This window comes from Variovorax sp. 278MFTsu5.1 (assembly GCF_048305045.1).
GTDB lineage: Bacteria > Pseudomonadota > Gammaproteobacteria > Burkholderiales > Burkholderiaceae_C > Variovorax > Variovorax guangxiensis.
In genome coordinates, this window is the sequence record NZ_CP157622.1 from 5,021,364 (window position 1) to 5,038,748 (window position 17,385).

13 protein-coding genes are annotated in these 17,385 nt (G+C 68.7%); 1 reads left to right on the top strand and 12 read right to left on the bottom strand.

Translation table 11 applies throughout. The features are described 5' to 3' along the window. Positions 1 to 18: 18 nt before the first annotated feature. Entirely contained in the window at positions 19 to 411 is a 393-nt protein-coding gene (locus ABL844_RS23315) for a nuclear transport factor 2 family protein (protein ID WP_418129115.1), read from the top strand. A 170-nt stretch (positions 412 to 581) separates the two neighbouring features. Here the strand turns inward: ABL844_RS23315 and ABL844_RS23320 are convergent, their stop codons facing one another. The 12 genes from ABL844_RS23320 to ABL844_RS23375 all read right to left on the bottom strand — a co-directional run bounded on the left by ABL844_RS23320 (position 582) and on the right by ABL844_RS23375 (position 17,318). Next, complete coding sequence (locus tag ABL844_RS23320) at positions 582 to 917, bottom strand: hypothetical protein (protein WP_126024326.1); 336 nt, start codon at positions 915 to 917, stop codon at positions 582 to 584. A gap of 174 nt (positions 918 to 1,091) precedes the next feature. Beyond that, a complete protein-coding gene (locus tag ABL844_RS23325; RefSeq protein WP_240650771.1) occupies positions 1,092 to 1,751 on the bottom strand; it encodes a hypothetical protein in 660 nt (219 codons plus the stop codon). Positions 1,752 to 1,858: 107 nt separating this feature from the next. Further along, complete coding sequence (locus ABL844_RS23330) at positions 1,859 to 2,809, bottom strand: FHA domain-containing protein (RefSeq protein WP_126024325.1); 951 nt, start codon at positions 2,807 to 2,809, stop codon at positions 1,859 to 1,861. A 22-nt stretch (positions 2,810 to 2,831) separates the two neighbouring features. Continuing rightward, entirely contained in the window at positions 2,832 to 4,979 is a 2,148-nt protein-coding gene (locus ABL844_RS23335; protein WP_418129116.1) for a TOMM precursor leader peptide-binding protein, read from the bottom strand. Continuing rightward, the gene (locus tag ABL844_RS23340) at positions 4,972 to 5,727 is read right to left on the bottom strand and encodes a class I SAM-dependent methyltransferase (protein WP_418129117.1); all 756 of its coding nucleotides are present in this window, start codon (positions 5,725 to 5,727) and stop codon (positions 4,972 to 4,974) included. Before ABL844_RS23340 ends, ABL844_RS23335 begins: the two co-directional genes overlap by 8 nt. Positions 5,728 to 5,827: 100 nt before the next feature. Next, positions 5,828 to 6,610: a BMA_0021/BMA_0022 family TOMM bacteriocin gene (locus tag ABL844_RS23345; protein ID WP_418129118.1), complete on the bottom strand. Its 783-nt coding sequence runs from the start codon at positions 6,608 to 6,610 to the stop codon at positions 5,828 to 5,830. A gap of 18 nt (positions 6,611 to 6,628) precedes the next feature. Beyond that, the gene (locus ABL844_RS23350) at positions 6,629 to 10,666 is read right to left on the bottom strand and encodes a TOMM system kinase/cyclase fusion protein (RefSeq protein WP_418129119.1); all 4,038 of its coding nucleotides are present in this window, start codon (positions 10,664 to 10,666) and stop codon (positions 6,629 to 6,631) included. A 319-nt stretch (positions 10,667 to 10,985) separates the two neighbouring features. Continuing rightward, on the bottom strand, positions 10,986 to 12,158 hold the full coding sequence (locus tag ABL844_RS23355; protein ID WP_418129121.1) for a BMP family ABC transporter substrate-binding protein: 1,173 nt from the start codon (positions 12,156 to 12,158) through the stop codon (positions 10,986 to 10,988). 49 nt (positions 12,159 to 12,207) lie between these two features. Further along, positions 12,208 to 13,128, bottom strand: coding sequence for an ABC transporter permease (locus ABL844_RS23360; RefSeq protein WP_126024319.1), 921 nt, complete (start codon positions 13,126 to 13,128; stop codon positions 12,208 to 12,210). 2 nt (positions 13,129 to 13,130) lie between these two features. Continuing rightward, positions 13,131 to 14,279, bottom strand: coding sequence for an ABC transporter permease (locus ABL844_RS23365; protein ID WP_418129122.1), 1,149 nt, complete (start codon positions 14,277 to 14,279; stop codon positions 13,131 to 13,133). Further along, a complete protein-coding gene (locus tag ABL844_RS23370; RefSeq protein ID WP_418129123.1) occupies positions 14,266 to 15,804 on the bottom strand; it encodes an ABC transporter ATP-binding protein in 1,539 nt (512 codons plus the stop codon). Before ABL844_RS23370 ends, ABL844_RS23365 begins: the two co-directional genes overlap by 14 nt. 113 nt (positions 15,805 to 15,917) lie before the next feature. After that, positions 15,918 to 17,318, bottom strand: coding sequence for an NCS2 family permease (locus ABL844_RS23375; RefSeq protein ID WP_418129124.1), 1,401 nt, complete (start codon positions 17,316 to 17,318; stop codon positions 15,918 to 15,920). Positions 17,319 to 17,385 lie beyond the last annotated feature (67 nt).

Genomic DNA, 17,385 nt, shown 5'->3' on the forward strand with positions numbered 1-17,385 from the left:
AACAGCCCCAGGAGACTCATGCCGATCGACACCCTCGCCACCTGGCACCGGCTCGTCAAGGAACGCGATGTCGCAGGGCTCGACGCCCTGCTCGACGGCGCGGCGGTATTCCATTCACCGGTGGTGCACACGCCCCAGGTGGGCAAGCGCATCACGCAGAAATACCTGGCGGCGGCATTCCAGGTCTTCTTCAACGAGAGCTTCCGCTACGTGCGGGAGCTGAAATCGGAGCGCGACGCCGTGCTCGAATTCGCGCTGGAACTCGACGGCATCCAGATCAACGGCGTCGACATGATGAAGTGGAACGACGAAGGGAAGATCACCGAGTTCAAGGTGATGCTGCGCCCGCTGAAAGCCGTGAACCTGATCCACCAGAAGATGGGCGCCCAGCTGCAAGCGCCCGCCTCCTGACCGCCCCGGCTGCACGCCTCACCCCGCCCCATTCGCGGGACACCGCGGAACCGGCTCCGCCGGGCCGCAGGTGTCGCCCCCGGAAGGGGGTTGGCGAAGCGACACGAAGTGCGCGCAGCCTGGGGGAGAACCTATTCCTCCACGAAGTGCGCGCAGCCTGGGGGAGAACTTTATTCCGCCACTACCTGCAGCGTGCCCTGCTGGCTGTAGGCACGCACGCACATGCGGGTCAGCTGCACCAGGAACTGGAACACGGCCGGCTCGCCCAGGCAGTCGGGCGTGATCGCCATGATGTCCTTGCGTAGTTCCATCAGCCGGTTGCCCGACATCGCCATCTCGGCGGAGGCGCCGTAGTAGTTCCTCCAGAAGTCCTGCAGGAGACCTCGCTTGACCTCGTCGATCACCAGCGTGTAGCCGCGCTCCCAGACCTCCTCCTCCATCGGCAGGCAGTCGACCTGCGGATCCTCCAGGTGGCCGCCCCGGGGCACCAGGCACACGCGCCGCATGGCCACTCTCTCAACTGTTGCTTGCCGCATGTGCATGGCCGGACTCCTGGAATTCGATGGCCGCCGCCGGCACCGTGCCGGGGGTGGCTGGGTGGACAGGGTGGCGGGTGCTTCTTTTCTTCATGGTCGTCGTCCTCAACGAAGCCACAAGGCGTGTGACAGGCTTGGAGTTCTTCATGCCGCCGCGAGCATGCGCAGGCGGCTTGCGTTCGAAAGCGCCAGGCTCTCCGGCTGGTCCCAGCTTCCGTCCGCGTTCAGCGTGGTGGTCAGTGCATAGACGCCGGGCGGGTACGCCAGCTCCAGCGGGTTGCCGATCGCGCCGACGTCGATCACGTCGCCTTCCTCGAAGTCGCCGTAGGCGATGAAGTACTTCGGATGCGGCGAGAAGGTCAGGTTCTGGCCGGTGCGCGCCTGCACCGCGTACACGGTGCTGCCGCCCATGGTCACGCCCACGGCGGCGGCCGACCTGGCCGGAATGGCCGTCGACTGGGCCAGATAGAGGCGCGACTGCTCAGGCCCCTGCGAGGGATTCACGAACCGGTAGGTGCGATTGCAGTCGAGCGTGATCTTGTTGTTGGCACCGCTCGGCTCGTAGGTTTCGGTGGGGGTGAACTGCACGCCGGGCTGCAGCTCGCCCGTTTCGGCCCAGGCGAAGCCCACATCGACGCTCCACTGGAACTTGACGCGGGAGGTCGGCCCCGGGTTGGAGAACCTGGCGAACCAGGCCAGCGACAGCGCATTCGGCGCCAGTTGCGTCGGGTCGTTCTGGAACACCATGAAGTAGGCCGAGTGGCTTGCATGGTTGTTGACCGTGACGGAATAGATCATTCCCATGACGACTTCCCGAATGAAACAGAGTGGTGGGCGGCAGTACGGGCCACGATGGCACCGTGCTGGACCTCACTCTAGGGAGCGCAGGGGGTGATTTGAATTACAGACGATTACAGAGGTTGCGCTCCGCCACGAATTTCGAAGGGGTAGTTGCCCAGGCGCACGGTACCGCGCCGACGCTCGACCAAGGGCGGCTCGGCCAGGTGCGCCGGCAGCGCGTTCAGGATCTGGTGCTTGGCGCGGAAGATCTGGATGTTCACGTAGGAAGGCTCCACCCCCAGCATGCGCGACAGCTCGTCGAGCCCGACCCAGCCCTGGCTCTGCGGCGCGATGCCGCGCTGCGCGTCCTTCTGGCGCAGGCGCGCCAGCGTGACCAGCGTGTAGTGGTGAATGCGCTCGCCCAGCGGCACCGACCTGCCCTGCGCCACCAGGTTCAGGCTGGTGTGCTCCTCGTTCTGGCTGACCTCGAAGTGCAGGGCCACGCCGGCCGACATCGGCACCGGCATGGGCGTCGATATGGGCGTCTCGGAGGTGAGGTCCAGGTCGTCGCACAGCACGAACTCCCAGGTGCCGGACGAGGTGCGCACCGTGGCGCCGTCGCTCAGCAGCTCGATGCCGTCGATGTGCTCCAGCATCCACTTGCCGTCCTGGAAATACACGTTCGCCTCGGGCTCGTGCTCGTCCGGCAGCAGGTTCTCGCGCAGGTTCAGCTCCACGATGCCGCCGGCTTCGTCGACGCCGGACGGAAAGAGGCAGGTGGCCGGCGGCGAGAGGTCTTCCACGGTCCAGACCGACTCGTCGCCGATGCCCATGCGGACCTCGGCGCCGGCCGGCAGCGCGGTCCAGCGGCCGCTGGGCAGGCGCTGGCCGTTCAGCGTGGTGCCGTTGCGGCTCTGGTCGGCGATTTCCCACGCCTGCCGGCTCCAGCGCACCATCGCGTGGACCTGGGACACGTCGGGCGCCTGCAGCACCGTCTGGCAGACCGAGGCGCGCCGGCCGAATGCATGTACCGGCCGCAGCACGGTGGCACGCCGGTCGAGCTTGTTCCTGAAGATGGCCATCGCCGCATTCTCCTACGCGATCTCACACGTACAGCGCCTGCGGATTCAGGTCGCCTTCGCGCAGGGAAGTGTCGCGCCATCCGAGGGCGACCGGCACGCCGTACAGGCGCGGATTGCCAAGCTCCGGCCAGATGTGGCACAGGCCCGGCACCACCACCTTCACCGTGCACAGGGGGAGATCGGGGCGGGTGTGGTCCAGGACGATGGTTTCCAGCCCGAGCGAGGCGGCGATGCCGACGCAGCGACGGATCTCCCCGGCGATGTCGGACCGGGCGGCGGGGGCCGCCGCAACCGGCGCGGCGCCTGCGGGCAGGAGAAAGGCCGGCGCCCCCTCCTCCCCGGATTCGGCGGCCGGCACCGCGAAGCTCTTGCCGGCCGCGATCAGCTGGCTCATCTCCGTGAGCGCCCGCTCGCATGCCAGCGCCCGGTCGGGGCTGCACCCGAAGCCGACGGCCCAGGCGCCCGTGTCCAGATGGCGACCGACGGCGACGACGACCGGAATGCCGAAATCGTGCGTGATGTCGAGCACCCAGCGCTCCCAGCGCGGGCCGCAGGTGCGCTCGATGCGCTGGAGGATCTCCGCAGACAGGCTGTCGAGCCCGACCGCCGGCCTGCGGTGCCGGCCGTACCACCAGATGGCGGCGGCGTCGCGCTCCACCAGTTCGAGAAAGCCCTGGAGGATGGCTTCCTCGCGCGTATTCCCCGCCGCGCAGCCGTTGGAGGTCCAGCCCACGTGGAACTGGCTCTGCGCCGGTGCATTGGCGAAGCAGAAGGCCAGCGGCAGGTAGCGGGGCTCGTCGGCGGTCAGCGACCAGGCGGGCGTCCACCATGACGCTGCTTCCTGCGGCGCGGCGGAGGTGGCCACGGCGTGCGGCGGCTTGTGCGTGTGGAAGCGTTCGCGCTGCCGGTCGCTGAAGAGCGCCAGCGCCTGCGGCTCGATGCAGGGCGCGTCCAGGTCGGCCGCGGGCGCGATCACCCAGGCCTCGTCGCCCTGGAAGAAGGCCGAATGCCGCTCGGCCGCCTCGCAAAGCGCGCTGGCGCGGGACTGCTCCATCGACATACCCTTGCCCAGGCACACCTGGGTCAGCACGCCGGGCAGTTCGTCGTCGCCGGCCGGCGGCGTCCTGAAGATCTCGCTGCGGTAGACCGTCAGCGCGCCCTCGGCCTCGGCGTTCAGCGGCACGATGCGCGCGACCGCGCCGGTGAGCGGGCTGACATGGCGCATCAGCCGCTGCACGGTGACCGAGGCCGGCACGGTGCGCCAGCCGCCGTCGTGGCTCGCGGTGGGCAGGCCGGGCGCCAGCACGACGCGCTCGCGCTGCCGGCGCGCCACAAGATTCGGCGTTCCGCAATGCGGGCATTGCGGGCGGACGGCGACGAAATGAGGCTGCGGCGAATCCAGCGTCCGCACCCGGGCGCCATCCGCCTGCGCCACGATGTCGAGCGCGACCGGGAGCAGCTGGCCGAGGCGCTCGGCGACGAGCCCTTCGCCGGCACGCACCGGCGCGCCGCTTTCTTCGTTTCCGTGGCGCGATTGCCACCAGGCACGTGCCGGGCGGTTCCGGAGCCAGCGATGCGCGAGGCAGTGCCAGCACGGGCCGGAAGACCTGAAGACCGGGCCGGCCATGGCCTGCTCGCCGGTCGGCTTGACCAGCAGCCAGGGGCGGCCCGCGGCACGCTGCTGCGCGTCGATGACGGCAAGCCGGGGGTCGAGATAGTCGTCGCAGAAGACCAGGGTGAGGCCGGTGCCGGCGGGCAGCGACCGTGCCCAGTGGCCGGGCACATCGCCGCCGACGGCCTTCGACAGCGCGACCGCGTCCACATCGCCGGACAGGGCGGTGCGCACGGGCACCGCCGAATAATCGGGAACCAGCCAGGAATCGGTGTCGCCCTTCGCGACAGGCCGGACCAGCCCCTGGCGCGCCAGCGTCTCCAGCGCATGGAGCATCTGCGCGAGCTGCGCGGCGGCTTCCCCGGTACGGCAATAGGCGGCGAGGCTGACGCCTTCGCGAAGCACCCGCTCCAGGGCCATGACGCCGGGCGAGCCCAGCACCAGCAGGTCGTTCTCGCTGGCCAGCAGCAAGCGGTCTTGAAGCACCACCGGCGGCAGGAACCTGTCGTGCCAGCGGAAGACGTCGGAGAAGAAATCGGGCGTCACGGCGCTATTCATCGCCGTGGCGCCCCAGTTCGAGGCGCACCACGCCGTAGGGCGATGCGCCGGTCGTGGCCCGGAATGCCGCTTCGAAGAGCCGATGCTTCTCCGAGAACTGCCCGTAGATGTGGTCTTCCGAGAGCACCCGCATCGACGGATGCAGGCGCGCGATCTGCGCGGCGTTCTCGAAGCCCGAAACCACCGGCAGCCGCATGCCGCCCACGGCCATCGACTGGGCCGCGAGCACCGGATGCACGTGGTCGAGCACGACGACGCAGGGTGCCGTGCCTTGCGCGAAGCGATCGGCAAGGCTGCGCAGCACGGTCTCCAGCGGAGACTGCGGCAGGTAGGGGCACACGCCCTCCAGCATCACGAGCACCGGCCGGTCGCCCGGCAGGCCGGCGGTGTCGAGCCAGCGCTCGTCGAGCACGGAGCAGGCAATGTCGGCGCCCTCGCCTTCGTCGGCGTGCGGTACGTGTTGCGCCCGCAGCCCGATGGCATCGGGCAGGTCGATGTGGAGCCAGCGCGAGCGCGCCACCAAGGCGCCGAGCCGGCTGCGGCGCGTGCACAGCCCCGCGCCCAGCGTGATGCACAGGGCGTCGGGATGATCCGAAAGAAAACCGGCCGCGAAGCGGTCGAAGAGCGCTGCGCGCAGCACGATGCTGCGCACGAAGGCCGGGTCGGCCGCATAGGCCGAGATGTCGAAAGGCAGCGACGCGGCAATGCGCCTTGCCTCGGGATCGGAGAACACCGACGCATCGGCCACGGCGCCGGAATTGGCGCGCGCAGCCAGCGTCAGCAGGAGCGTGGCCGTGGCGCCCTGCAGCGCGGGCGCGCTTGCGGCCGGCTCCTGCCCCGTCGCGGACTCAGCAGGTGAAGGGATAGGGGTCGCCCGTGTTGTTGTACGAGGTCAGCGCGATGGCGCGCATGTTCTCTTCCACCGGTGCCGTCGGGTAGTTCAGGCGGATGGCGTTCTTGATCGCGGTGCCGTCGGCGTTCTTCTGGTTCCATTCGCACTTCGTCGCGTCCCAGATGAAGGCCGAGTTGGTGGTGAACAGGATCTTGAAGTTGAACGGGTTGTTGTAGCCCAGCCATTGGCTCAGCACGTTCGCCTTGTCGGTCTCGGGGTCGCGGGTCAGCTCGTACTGCAGCTCGGGCGACTGCCATGCGATGGCGATCGCGCGCAGCACCACGCCGCCGAAGGCCAGCAGCGAGCCCTCGTTGCCGCCGGGAATGCCCAGGCCGGTGGGCAGCGCGCCGCCCACGATGCCGGGAGGAATCTCGAAGGCAGCCGAAGAACCCATGAAGTTCGGGAACAGCTGGTAGTAGGCGGCCAGGGCTTCGGTGGCGTTCGAGGCCGGAGCCTGCGGCAGCACGATGACGAAGGAGTCGTCGGGGCCGACCCAGCCGGAAGTCAGCATCGGCTTCCATTCGGCGCGCTGGGCCGGATCGGGGCTCTGGAACAGCGACACATCCAGCTGCGGCCAGGCCGTCGGCAAGCCGAAGTCGCGGTGCAGCATCGGCTGGATGTCCTGCTGGTCGAGCAGTTCGCGGCGGTAGGCGTCGTCCTGCCACGAACGGGCGATGGCGCGCAGGTAGGCCAGGCGGAACTCGAGCAGCGGATCACCGCTTTGGACTTGGAAAGTCATGATTACTTCATCCTTGGTTCAAGAGGAAATCGGCGCGTGCGTCGGCGCGCGCGCGGGCAACTCCGGCCGCAGCCCGGCCAGATTCTTCAGGCGCTCGGCAATGTCCGGCGAGGCGGAATCCGCCAATGCCTGCATCGCCGCCAGGGCCTCGTATTCGGTTCTGTGCTTGGCGCCCTCGCGCGCCACCTCGGCGGCCTTCGCGAAGCACGCGGCCACCGTCTCGCGGTCGCCGCCGGCGGCCTGCAGGTAGCGGGCCTTCTGCAGGTGCAGCTCCGAGCGGTAGAGCCCTTCCTTGAGCTCGTCGGTCATGCGCAGGCATTCGTCGATGCGCTCCAGCGCCTCGTCCCAGCGGCCGTTGGCGGCCAGCGTGTCGGCGGCGAAGGCGCGGTAGTAGGTCTGGCAGTAGCGGCAGCCCATGGCCCACAGCGCCTGTATCCAGGCATCGGCCGCCGCGATGTTGTCGACGTCGCCGGTGGCCCAGCAGCGGATGATCTCGGCGTAGCCCTGGAACGCCGGCAGGCCGTAGCGCTGCGTGATGCCCAGCAGCTCGCCGGTGCTCACCAGCGCGCGCGCCTTGTCGTTGCGGCCCTGGTGGCCCAGGCTCTGGTAGAGCAGCGCCATGCTCAGCGACGGGATGTGCGACATCTCGCGTGCCCAGCGCACGGCATTGGTGGCGTCGGCGCGCGCGGCGGCGTCGTGGCCCGCGAACCAGCGCACCAGCGCGCGGCCGGTGGTCGCCCACACGCGGGTGTCGAAGCCGAAGTCAGCCGCATGGTGCGCGTGGGCCTCGGGGTTGTAGCGCTCGACGGCGTCGGTGAGCGACTGCTCGGCGCGCTCGAAGTCGCCGTCGGAGTAGTGCGCGAGGCCGAGGTAGGTCTGCGCCGCGACGAACACGCCCTGGTCCTGCTGCTGCACGGCCTGGTCGAGCAGGCGGTTGCTCAGCTGCTGCACCTCGGCGCGGTTGCTCGCCACGTGGTGGAAGGTGATCAGCGTCCAGAGATGCTGCACCTGCTTCTCGCGCGGCACCTCGTCGGACAGCAGTTCCTGCGACAGCGCGATGCGGTCGACCACCTGCGCATGCGCCCAGCCGTACTTGTTCATCATGGCCTGCGTGACGTAGCTGTTCACGTCCAGCCGCGCCTCGCGCTGCGCCTCGCCTTCCAGGTGCGCCATCCAGCCGTCGATGTGTTGCGCGTAGGAAATCGTTTCGTCGTTGAGCGAGCGGTGCTGCGTGATGCGCAGCTGGCGCACCGCCAGCGCCACCGCCTGCGCGTACTCGCCCGCATCAGCCCAGTGCTGGGCCACGTTGCCGGGTTCGTTCGCCACGTATTGCGGCTGGCTGTCCATCAGCGTCTGCGCGACGTTGCGGTGCAGCTGCCGGCGCTGCGCGACCAGCATGCTCTCGTAGGCGGTATCGCGGATCAGCGCGTGGCGGAAGATGAAGCTGCCCGGTTGACCTGCCGGGGCGACGAGGCCCGCATCGAGCAGCACGGACATATCCTTGTCCATCGCCTCGGCGCTCTTGCCCGAGCAGGCGCACAGCAGTTCGGCCTCGAACTGGCGCCCGATGGTGGCGGCGAGCTGCAGCAGGCCCTTGACGGCGCCGAGCCGGTCGAAGCGGCTCACCAGAGAGTCCCGCAGCGTGACCGGAATCGCCGCCGGCTGCGCCGTGTCCTTGAAGACCCAGACGTGATCCTTCTCGACCAGGTAGGCGTCGAGCATCATGCGCGCCATTTCCTGGATGAACAGCGGCACGCCGTCGGTGCGCTGCACCACGTTGTCGATCACCTGCGGCGCGACGACGCGCGGCGCCAGCGCCTGCCGCGCCAGCTCGGCGGCCTGCACATCTTCGAGCCGGCGCACCTCGATGCACTCGGCCTGCATGGCCTCGGGCTTCACCCATTCGGGGCGCGCGGTGAGCACCAGCAGCACGCGCCGCTGCGGCAGCTGGGCGATGAGCTGCTCGACGAACTCGATGGTCGTGGGGTCGGCCCAGTGGACGTCCTCCAGAAGCAGCAGCAACGGCGAGGTCTCGGCCATGTGCAGCAGCCACTGCGCGATCGACTGCAGCAGCAGCGCCTTCTGCATCGGCGGCGACATCTGGCTCGGCGTGCGGTCGCCCAGCGGCAGCGACAGCCACGCGCAGAAGATCGGCAGCACGGCCTCGCCATCGCAGCCTGCGGCCTGCAGGGCCTCGCGCAGGCGCTCGCGGCGCGCCTCGGGCGAGGCGGCGTCGGGCATGGCGTCGAGCCGCTGGCGCAGGAGCGCGAGGAACGGCGTCAGCGCGTTGTTCTGGTTCTCGGGCTGGCACTGCGCGACGACGGTCTGCAGGCCTTCCTTGGCCACCTGGTCGCGCAGCACGTCGGCCAGGCACGACTTGCCGATGCCCGGCTCGCCGCGAATCCAAACCGCGCCGCCCTGCCCTTCGCGGGTCCGGGTCCATGCCGAGCGCAGCTGCTGCAGCTCGGCCTCGCGGCCGATGCAGGCCTTGTGCAGCGCCTGCTCGGCGAAGCCGTCGGAGGCCAGCACCTGCTGCTCGCCGCCGAGGCGGTAGGTCTGGATGCCGCCGGACTGGCCCGGCAGCGTCACCGTGCCGGCCTTGTCGAAGCTCGCGTGACGGCTCAGCAGGCGGTAGCTGCTCTCGCTCGCCAGCAGCGTGCCGGTGTCGGCCACGCCTTCGAGCCGCACCGCGACGTTGACGGCATGGCCCGAGGGGATCTCGCCGGCCGCGACGATCGCCATGCCGGTGTGCATGCCCATGCGGATGCCGAGGTGCACGCCGTGCTCCTGCTCGATGGCGGCGGAGCGCTGGCGGCTCAGGGCGATGAGTTCCATGGCCGTGCGGCCGGCCTGCCGCGCGTCGGTGTCGCTGGCGTGCGGATAGCCGAAGAGCACGATCATCCGGTCGCCCAGCGTGCCCGCCAGCAGGCCGCCGCGGCGCGTGGCGGTCTCGGAGAACAGGGCCAGTTCGTTGCGCTGCAGCAGCTCCAGGTTCTCGATGTCGGAAGGCAGGGCCTCGTCGGCGCTCTCGTCGTCGGCCGCGTCGGGCCACACCGAGACGCTGCAGCACAGCACGGTGAGCTGGCGCTTCTCGGAGAAACCGCGCGTGGTGATCACGGTCTGCGCGAGCGCTTCGTCCTGCGCCTGCTTGGCCGAACGCAGCACGCCGACGAGGTCGTCCAGCCGCAGGCGTCCGAGTTCGGCCAGCAAGGTGGCGGCGGAATCGCTGCGGTCGGCCGCCTTCTTGCGCAGCGCCTGGCGCAGCACGGAGGCGACCGGGTGGCTGGCGATCTCTGCGGGCAGCGGCACTTCCTGTGGGCTGAGCTGCTGGTGAAGAATCTCCGCCGCCGAGGCGCCGCGGATGGCGGGCGCACCGGTGAGGCACTCGATGAACATCAGGCCCCACGCGTACAGGTCGGACTTCACGCCCGGCGGCTCGCCGCGCAGCTGCTCGGGCGCGCTGTAGGCCGGCGTGCCCAGGGCCTCGTCGGTCATCGTGAGCGTGGGGAACTCGTCGCCGCGGTTCGAGGGAATGACGGTGCCGATGCCGAAGTCCAGCACCTTCGCGTGCGGAACGGCGCCGGTGAACGTGACCATCACGTTGTCGGGCTTCAGGTCGCGGTGCACGATGCCCGCGCTGTGCGCGCAGTCGAGTGCGTCGAGCACCTCGGCCATCAGGTGGCCGGTCTCGGTGGCCGTGAGCGCGCCCTTGCGCCGGATCAGGCTTGTGAGCGTTTCTCCGGGCACGTACTCGAAGACGCCGTAGACGCAGGGCCCCTGCTCGCCCTTGTCGAGCAGCTGCACGATATGCGGATGGTGCAGCGAGGCGCACAGCTTCGTCTCGCGATGGAAGCGCGCCACGCGCTGGCTGCCCACCTGCAGCTTCACGACCTTGATCGCGACCACGGTGCCCGTGCTTCGCTGCAATGCGCGATAGACGATGCCGTAGCCGCCGGCGCCCAGCTCCTCCAGCAACTCGTAACCCGGAATCTCCAGCGGCTCGGGCAAATTCGGCTGCGACGCCGCGTGCGTGGGATTGGTGACTGCGTCCTGCATTTCAGTCTCGTCGTGATGGAGCGTGGATGGTCCTCCGGGACTTGCCTCGGACTGCGTTCCGCCCTGCGACGGCACGCAATAGTGACACTAATTGTTACTTTAGCGGAGGCCGAGAGGTTTCAGGTAGGTAACCCCTTAAAAAAAGAAAACCCGCAACATGTGCGGGTCGTTAGAACTTTTCGGTGTATATGAAGCGCCCGGCGCAGCCCGGGCTCCTTCGCGAACACCGCGGAACCGGCTTTGCCGGGCCGCAGGTGTTGCCCCCGGTAGGGGGTTGGCGCAGCGGGCACGCAGTGTCCGCGCAGCCTGGGGGCGAGCTTTACTTCTTGTCGCCGCCGGGCACCTTGCCTTCCACGCCCTTGACGTAGAAGTTCACGCCCGACAGGAACTTGTCGTCGGCCACCGCGTCCTTGGCGACCACTTCCTTGCCGTCCTGGCCGAGGATCGGGCCCTTCCAGATCGAGAAGCTGCCGTCCTTCAGGCCCTTCTTCACTTCCTCGACCTTGGCCTTGGTCTCGGCCGGCACGTCCTCGGCGATGGACACGAGGTCGATCGCGCCTTCCTTGACGCCCCACCAGGCCTGGCCGGTGGTCCACTTGCCGTCCAGGGCTTCCTGAGTGGCCTTGATGTAGTACGGGGCCCAGTTGATGGTGGCCGAGGCCAGGTGGGCCTTGGGACCGTAGGCGGTCATGTCGGAGTCCCAGCCGAAGGCGCGCTTGCCCTTTTCCTGCGCGGTCTTGAGCACGGCCGGCGAGTCGGTGTTCTGGAACAGCACGTCGGCGCCGCCGTTGATGAGGGCGGTGGCGGCCTCGGTTTCCTTCGGCGGGCTGAACCACTCGTTCACCCACACGACCTTGGTCGTGATCTTCGGGTTCACCGACTGGGCGCCCAGCGTGAAGCTGTTGATGTTGCGCAGCACTTCGGGGATCGGCACCGAGCCGACCACGCCCAGCGTGTTGCTCTTGGTCATGGCGCCGGCGATCACGCCGGCCATGTACGCGCCTTCGTACGTGCGGCTGTCGTAGGTGCGCATGTTGTCGGAGGTCTTGTAGCCGGTGGCGTGCTCGAACTTCACGTCCTTGCTGTCGGCCGCGACCTTCAGCATGGGCTCCATGTAGCCGAAGGTGGTGCCGAAGATCAGCTTGTTGCCCTGGCCGACCATGTCGCGGAACACGCGCTCGGCGTCGGCGCCTTCCGGCACGCTCTCGACGAAGGTGGTCTTGATCTTGTCGCCGAATTCCTTCTCGAGCGCCTTGCGGGCGTTGTCGTGCGCGAAGGTCCAGCCGCCGTCGCCAACCGGTCCGACGTATGCGAATGCGATGTTCAGCGGCGCTGCCGGGGCCGGAGCCGCCGCGGCGGGTGCCGGGGCCGGCGCGGGTGCAGCCGCAGGAGCCGCCGCTTCTTCTTTCTTGCCGCAGCCGATCAGGGCCGCCGAAGCGACCGCCGTGAGGGCGGCCAGCTTGAGCAGGGAGCGCTTGTTCAGATCATTCATTGTCGGAAATCCTCAAAAGGACAGGTTGGCGGGAAAACGAAAAAAGCGATTATGAGCCGGGGTAGAACGGTTTCCCGATGGAAGCCGGCATGTTGGCGCGGATGAAAGCCGGGTTGCGCGAGATCAGCGCCAGCACCACGATCGGCGCGATGTACTGCAGCATGCTGAGGAACTGCGCCGGCACGTCCACGCCGCTGCTTTGCAGGTGGAAGCCCAGCATCGACACCCCGCCGAACAGGTAGGCGCCCAGCAGCACGCGCACCGGCCGCCAGGTGGCGAAGGTGGTGAGCGCCAGCGCGATCCAGCCTCGGCCGGCCACCATGCCCTCGACCCACAGCGGCGTGTACACCGTCGAGAGATACGCGCCCGCCAGCCCGCACAGCGAGCCGCCCGCGATCACCGCCATGAAGCGGATGCGGCGCACCGGATAGCCCAGCGCATGCGCCGACTCGGGCGACTCGCCCACCGAGCGCAGCACCAGCCCCGCGCGCGTGCGGTAGAGGAACCAGATCAGCCCGAAGGTCAGCACCACCGCGAAATACACCATCGGGTGATGGCGGAACAGCGCCGGCCCGACCAGCGGGATGTCGCCCAGCACCGGAATGGCGTACGAGGCGCTTTCCGGCAGCTTGGCCTGCACGAAGCTGATGCCAGCGAAGGCCGAGAAGCCCACGCCGAACAGGCTCAGCGCGAGGCCGGTCGCGTACTGGTTGGTGTTGAGCCAGATCACCAGCACGCCGAAGAAGGCCGCGAGCAAGGCGCCCGCCGCCATGCCGGCCAGGAAGCCGAGCCAGGGGTTGTGCGTGGTGACGACCGTCGCGAAGCCCGCGATGGCGGCGCAAAGCATCATGCCCTCGGCGCCGAGGTTGACGATGCCGGCCTTCTCGTTGATGAGCAGGCCCAGTGCAGCGATGGCGAGCACGGTGCCCGCGCTCAGCGTGGAACCCAAGAGGAGTGCGTAGCTTTCCATGGTCAGTTGCTCCCTTCGGTGGCACGCGCGACGGGTGCGGTAATGGGCGTGCTCGCCTGCAGCGAGGCGGTGGTCATGGAAGAGGCGGCCTTCGCGGCCGCCTTGCGCCGGATGCGGTAGGCGATGAGCGTGTCGCAGGCCAGCAGCGTGAAGAGCAGCAGCCCCTGGAACACGCCGGTGAGCGACTTCGGCAGCCCCAGGCGCGATTGCGCGAGTTCGCCGCCGATGTAGAACATGCTCATCAGGATGGCCGAGAAGATCATGCCCACCGGATGCAGCCGCCCGACGAAGGCCACGATGATGGCCGCGAAGCCGTAGCCCGCCGGCACGTAGGGCGTGAGCTGGCCGAGCGGCCCGGCCACTTCGAGCGCGCCGGCAAGGCCGGCCGCCGCGCCCGAGGTCAGCAGCGCGATCCAAACTGCGCGCCGCGCGGAGAAGCCGGCGTAGCGCGAGGCCGCCGGAGCCAGCCCGCCGACCTGCTGCGCGAAGCCCGCGCGCGTGCGGAACAGGAACACCCACAGCGCCCCCGCCCCCACCAGCGCGATCAGCAGCCCGATGCTCACGCGCGAGCCCTTGAACAGGCGCGGAATCTGCGTGACCGCCTCGAAGGTCTTGGTCTGCGGGAAGTTGTAGCCGTGCGGGTCCTTCCACGGCCCGTAGACCATGTAGCCCAGCAGCAGCGTGGCCACGTAGACCAGCATCAGGCTCACCAGGATCTCGTTGGCGTTGCACCTGTCGCGCAGGAAGGCGACGATGCCCGCCCACACCATGCCGCCCAGGATGCCCGCCAGCAGGATGGCCACGACGATCCACTGCCCCGTGTTCTTGTCGGCCAAAAGCGCCACGCCGCCCGCCGCGATGGCGCCGAACACGAACTGCCCCTCGGCGCCGATGTTCCACACGTTGGAACGGAAACACACCGCCAGCCCCAGCGCGATGATGAGCAGCGGCGTCGCCTTCACCATCAGTTCGCCGATGGCGTAGCCGTTCTTGATGGGCTCGTAGAAGAACACCAGCAGGCCCTTGACCGGGTCCTTGCCCAGCGCGGCGAAGAGCGCGACGCCGATGAGCACGGTGATCAGCAGCGCCAGGATCGGCGAGGCATAGCTCCAGAAGCGGGACAGCTCCGGACGCGGTTCAAGCTTGAGCATGGGCCGCCTCCGAGGTTTTATTGCCTTCGCCCTGCCACAGGCCACTCATCCACTCGCCGATCTGCTGCAGCGTGGCGGCCGCGCGGTCGATGGAAGGCGACAGCCGCCCCTTGGCAATCACATGCAGCCGGTCGCTGATATTGAACAGTTCGTCGAGCTCCTCGCTGATGACCAGCACGGCGCAGCCCGCGTCGCGCAGCGCGAGGATCTCGGCGTGGATCAGCGCGGCCGCGCCCACGTCCACCCCCCAGGTCGGCTGCGAGACGATGAAGAGCTTCGGGTTCGCGTCGATCTCGCGCCCGACGATGAATTTCTGCAGGTTGCCGCCCGAGAGCGAGCGCGCAGCCGCCTTCGGACCTCCTGCCTTGACCTTGAAACGCTCGATGATGGCCTTGGCCTGGCGCTCCAGCGCGCCGGTGCTGATCCACCCGCCCCGGCCCACCGCCTCGCCGCGCGTGAGCAGCAGGTTGTGCGCGAGCCCCAGCGTGGGCACGGCGCCGCGGCCCAGCCGCTCCTCGGGCACGAAGTGCAGGCCCAGCGCGCGTCGCGCCCGGGGGCGCAGCCGCCCTGCCGGCTTGTCGAATACGCGCACCATCGGCGCCTCGGCGCGCACGTCCTCGCCCGAGAGCGCATAGAGCAGTTCCTTCTGGCCGTTGCCCGAGACGCCCGCGATGCCGACGACCTCGCCCGCGCGCACCTCGAAGGAAATGCCGTCGAGATCGACGCCGAACTGGTCCTCGCGCGCCAGCGACAGCCCGTCGACGCGCAGCGCCACCGCGCCCGCGTGCACCGGCCGGTGCTGCAGCGGCGGCGGCTCGCTGCCGATCATCAGCCGCGACAGCGACTGCGTGCTCTCGTTCTGCGGATTGCACACCCCCGTCACCTTGCCGCCGCGCAGCACGGTGCAGGCGCTGCACAGCTCCTGGATCTCGTGCAGCTTGTGGCTGATGTAGAGGATGCTGCAGCCCTCGGAAGACAGTTTCTTCAGCACCGTGAAGAGCTTGATCACCGCCTGCGGCGTCAGCACAGAGGTCGGCTCGTCGAGGATCAGCAGCCTGGGGTTGGTGAGCAGCGCGCGGATGATCTCCACCCGCTGCATCTCGCCCACCGACAGCGTGTGCACCGGGCGCGAGGGGTCGATGTCCAGGCCGTACTCGCTGGCCTTGGCGGCGATGCTGCGCGTGACCTCGGCCAGCTGCAGCGACTTGTCCAGGCCCAGCCAGACGTTCTCGGCAACCGTGAGCGTGTCGAACAGGCTGAAGTGCTGGAACACCATGCTGATGCCCAGCGCCCTCGCCTGCTGCGGGTTGCGCAGGCTGACGGCATGGCCGTCGAACATCACCGTGCCTTCGTCGGGCTTCACCGAGCCGTAGATGATCTTCATCAGGGTCGACTTGCCGGCGCCGTTCTCGCCGAGCACGGCGTGGATTTCGCCGGGCGCGACGCTCAGGGAGATGTCGCTGTTGGCCACCACCGCGGGATACCGCTTGGTGATGTGAGCGAGCTGGAGTCTGGGGGTTGTCATGCCGGGTTTCGTGGATTTGTCTCGTTCAACAGCAACAAAGCGGGAACGGCCATGAGTCTAATGGCGTCCCCGCGACCATCGGCGCCCGACGGCGCTTCGCTCAGCTCACTGCTTCAGTGCCCGCCGATGTAGGCGAACTTGAAGAGGAACACGGCTGCGATGACCCAGACCATCGCATGCACTTCCCGTGCCCGCCCGGTGCACAGCTTCAGCACCGCGTAGGTGATGAAGCCGAAGGCCAGGCCGTTGGCGATCGAGTAGGTGAAGGGCATCGCCAGCGCGGTCACCGCCGCCGGGATCACTTCGGTGGTGTCTTCCCAGTCGAGTTCGACCAGGTCGCGCAGCATCAGGCAGCCCACGAAGAGCAGCGCCGGCGCGGTGGCGTAGGCCGGCACCGAGCCCGCCAGCGGCGAGATCATCAGGCAGGCCAGGAAGAGCACCGCCACCACCACGGCCGTGAGGCCGGTGCGTCCGCCCGCCTGCACGCCGGCCGCGCTTTCCACGTAGGCCGTGGTGCTCGAGGTGCCGAGCAGCGAGCCCGCGAAGATCGCGCCGCTGTCGGCCAGCAGCGCCTTGTTCATGCGCTCCATCTTGCCCGGCACCAGCAGGCCGGCGCGCTTGGCCACGCCCATCAGCGTGCCGGTGGCGTCGAACATCTCGACCAGGAAGAACACCAGCACCACGTTCAGGATGCCGCCCTTCAGGGCGCCCAGGATGTCGAGCTGCATGAAGGTGGGCGCGATGGACGGCGGCGCGTCGAACACGCCGTGGAACTTGTTGCCGCCGAAGAAGAAGGACAGCACCGTCACCGTGATGATCCCGATCAGGATCGCGCCGCGCACCTTGAGCTTGTCCAGCGCCACGATGATGAGGAAGCCCAGCGTCGCCAGAATCACCGGCGCCGAGTGCAGGTCGCCCAGCGTGACGAAGGTGGCGGGCGATGCGGCGACCACGCCGGCGCTCTTCAGTGCGATGAGCGCCAGGAACATGCCGATGCCCACCGTGATCGCAGTTCGAAGCGACTGCGGTATGCCCTGTATGAAGAGCTCCCGCAGCCCGGTGACCGTGACGATCAGGAACAGGCAGCCCGAGATGAAGACGGCGCCCAGCGCCACCTGCCACGTGTAGCCCATGCCCAGCACCACCACGTAGGCGAAGTAGGCGTTCAGGCCCATGCCCGGCGCCATGGCGATCGGGTAGTTGGCGTACAGGCCCATGATGAGCGTGCCCAGCGCCGCGATCAAGCAGGTGGCCACGAAGACCGCGCCCTTCGGCATGCCCGCGTCGCCGAGGATCGACGGGTTCACGAAGATGATGTAGGCCATCGTCAGGAAGGTGGTCAGCCCCGCGATGACTTCCGTGCGCACGGTGGTGTTGTGCGCACTGAGCTTGAACACGCGTTCAAGCAGACCCGAGCCGCTTGCGCTGCCCACAGCCGCGCGTGGGCGCGCGGACTCGACATGCCCCGGCGCGCGGGGCTCGGCGCCTTTCGGCGCCTGTTCAAACGTACTCATTTCGCTTGTCTCCAGCTGTTGTAGTGGCGGTTTCATCGTTCCCCCGCTCACGACGCCGGCGCGAACG

Coding starts and splice junctions, on each gene's coding strand:
- ABL844_RS23315 (WP_418129115.1), top strand. CDS start 19: ATGCCGATCGACACCCTCGCCACCTGGCACCGGCTCGTCAAGGAACGC.
- ABL844_RS23320 (WP_126024326.1), bottom strand. CDS start 917: ATGCGGCGCGTGTGCCTGGTGCCCCGGGGCGGCCACCTGGAGGATCCG.
- ABL844_RS23325 (WP_240650771.1), bottom strand. CDS start 1,751: ATGGGAATGATCTATTCCGTCACGGTCAACAACCATGCAAGCCACTCG.
- ABL844_RS23330 (WP_126024325.1), bottom strand. CDS start 2,809: ATGGCCATCTTCAGGAACAAGCTCGACCGGCGTGCCACCGTGCTGCGG.
- ABL844_RS23335 (WP_418129116.1), bottom strand. CDS start 4,979: ATGAATAGCGCCGTGACGCCCGATTTCTTCTCCGACGTCTTCCGCTGG.
- ABL844_RS23345 (WP_418129118.1), bottom strand. CDS start 6,610: ATGACTTTCCAAGTCCAAAGCGGTGATCCGCTGCTCGAGTTCCGCCTG.
- ABL844_RS23350 (WP_418129119.1), bottom strand. CDS start 10,666: ATGCAGGACGCAGTCACCAATCCCACGCACGCGGCGTCGCAGCCGAAT.
- ABL844_RS23355 (WP_418129121.1), bottom strand. CDS start 12,158: ATGAATGATCTGAACAAGCGCTCCCTGCTCAAGCTGGCCGCCCTCACG.
- ABL844_RS23360 (WP_126024319.1), bottom strand. CDS start 13,128: ATGGAAAGCTACGCACTCCTCTTGGGTTCCACGCTGAGCGCGGGCACC.
- ABL844_RS23365 (WP_418129122.1), bottom strand. CDS start 14,279: ATGCTCAAGCTTGAACCGCGTCCGGAGCTGTCCCGCTTCTGGAGCTAT.
- ABL844_RS23370 (WP_418129123.1), bottom strand. CDS start 15,804: ATGACAACCCCCAGACTCCAGCTCGCTCACATCACCAAGCGGTATCCC.
- ABL844_RS23375 (WP_418129124.1), bottom strand. CDS start 17,318: ATGAGTACGTTTGAACAGGCGCCGAAAGGCGCCGAGCCCCGCGCGCCG.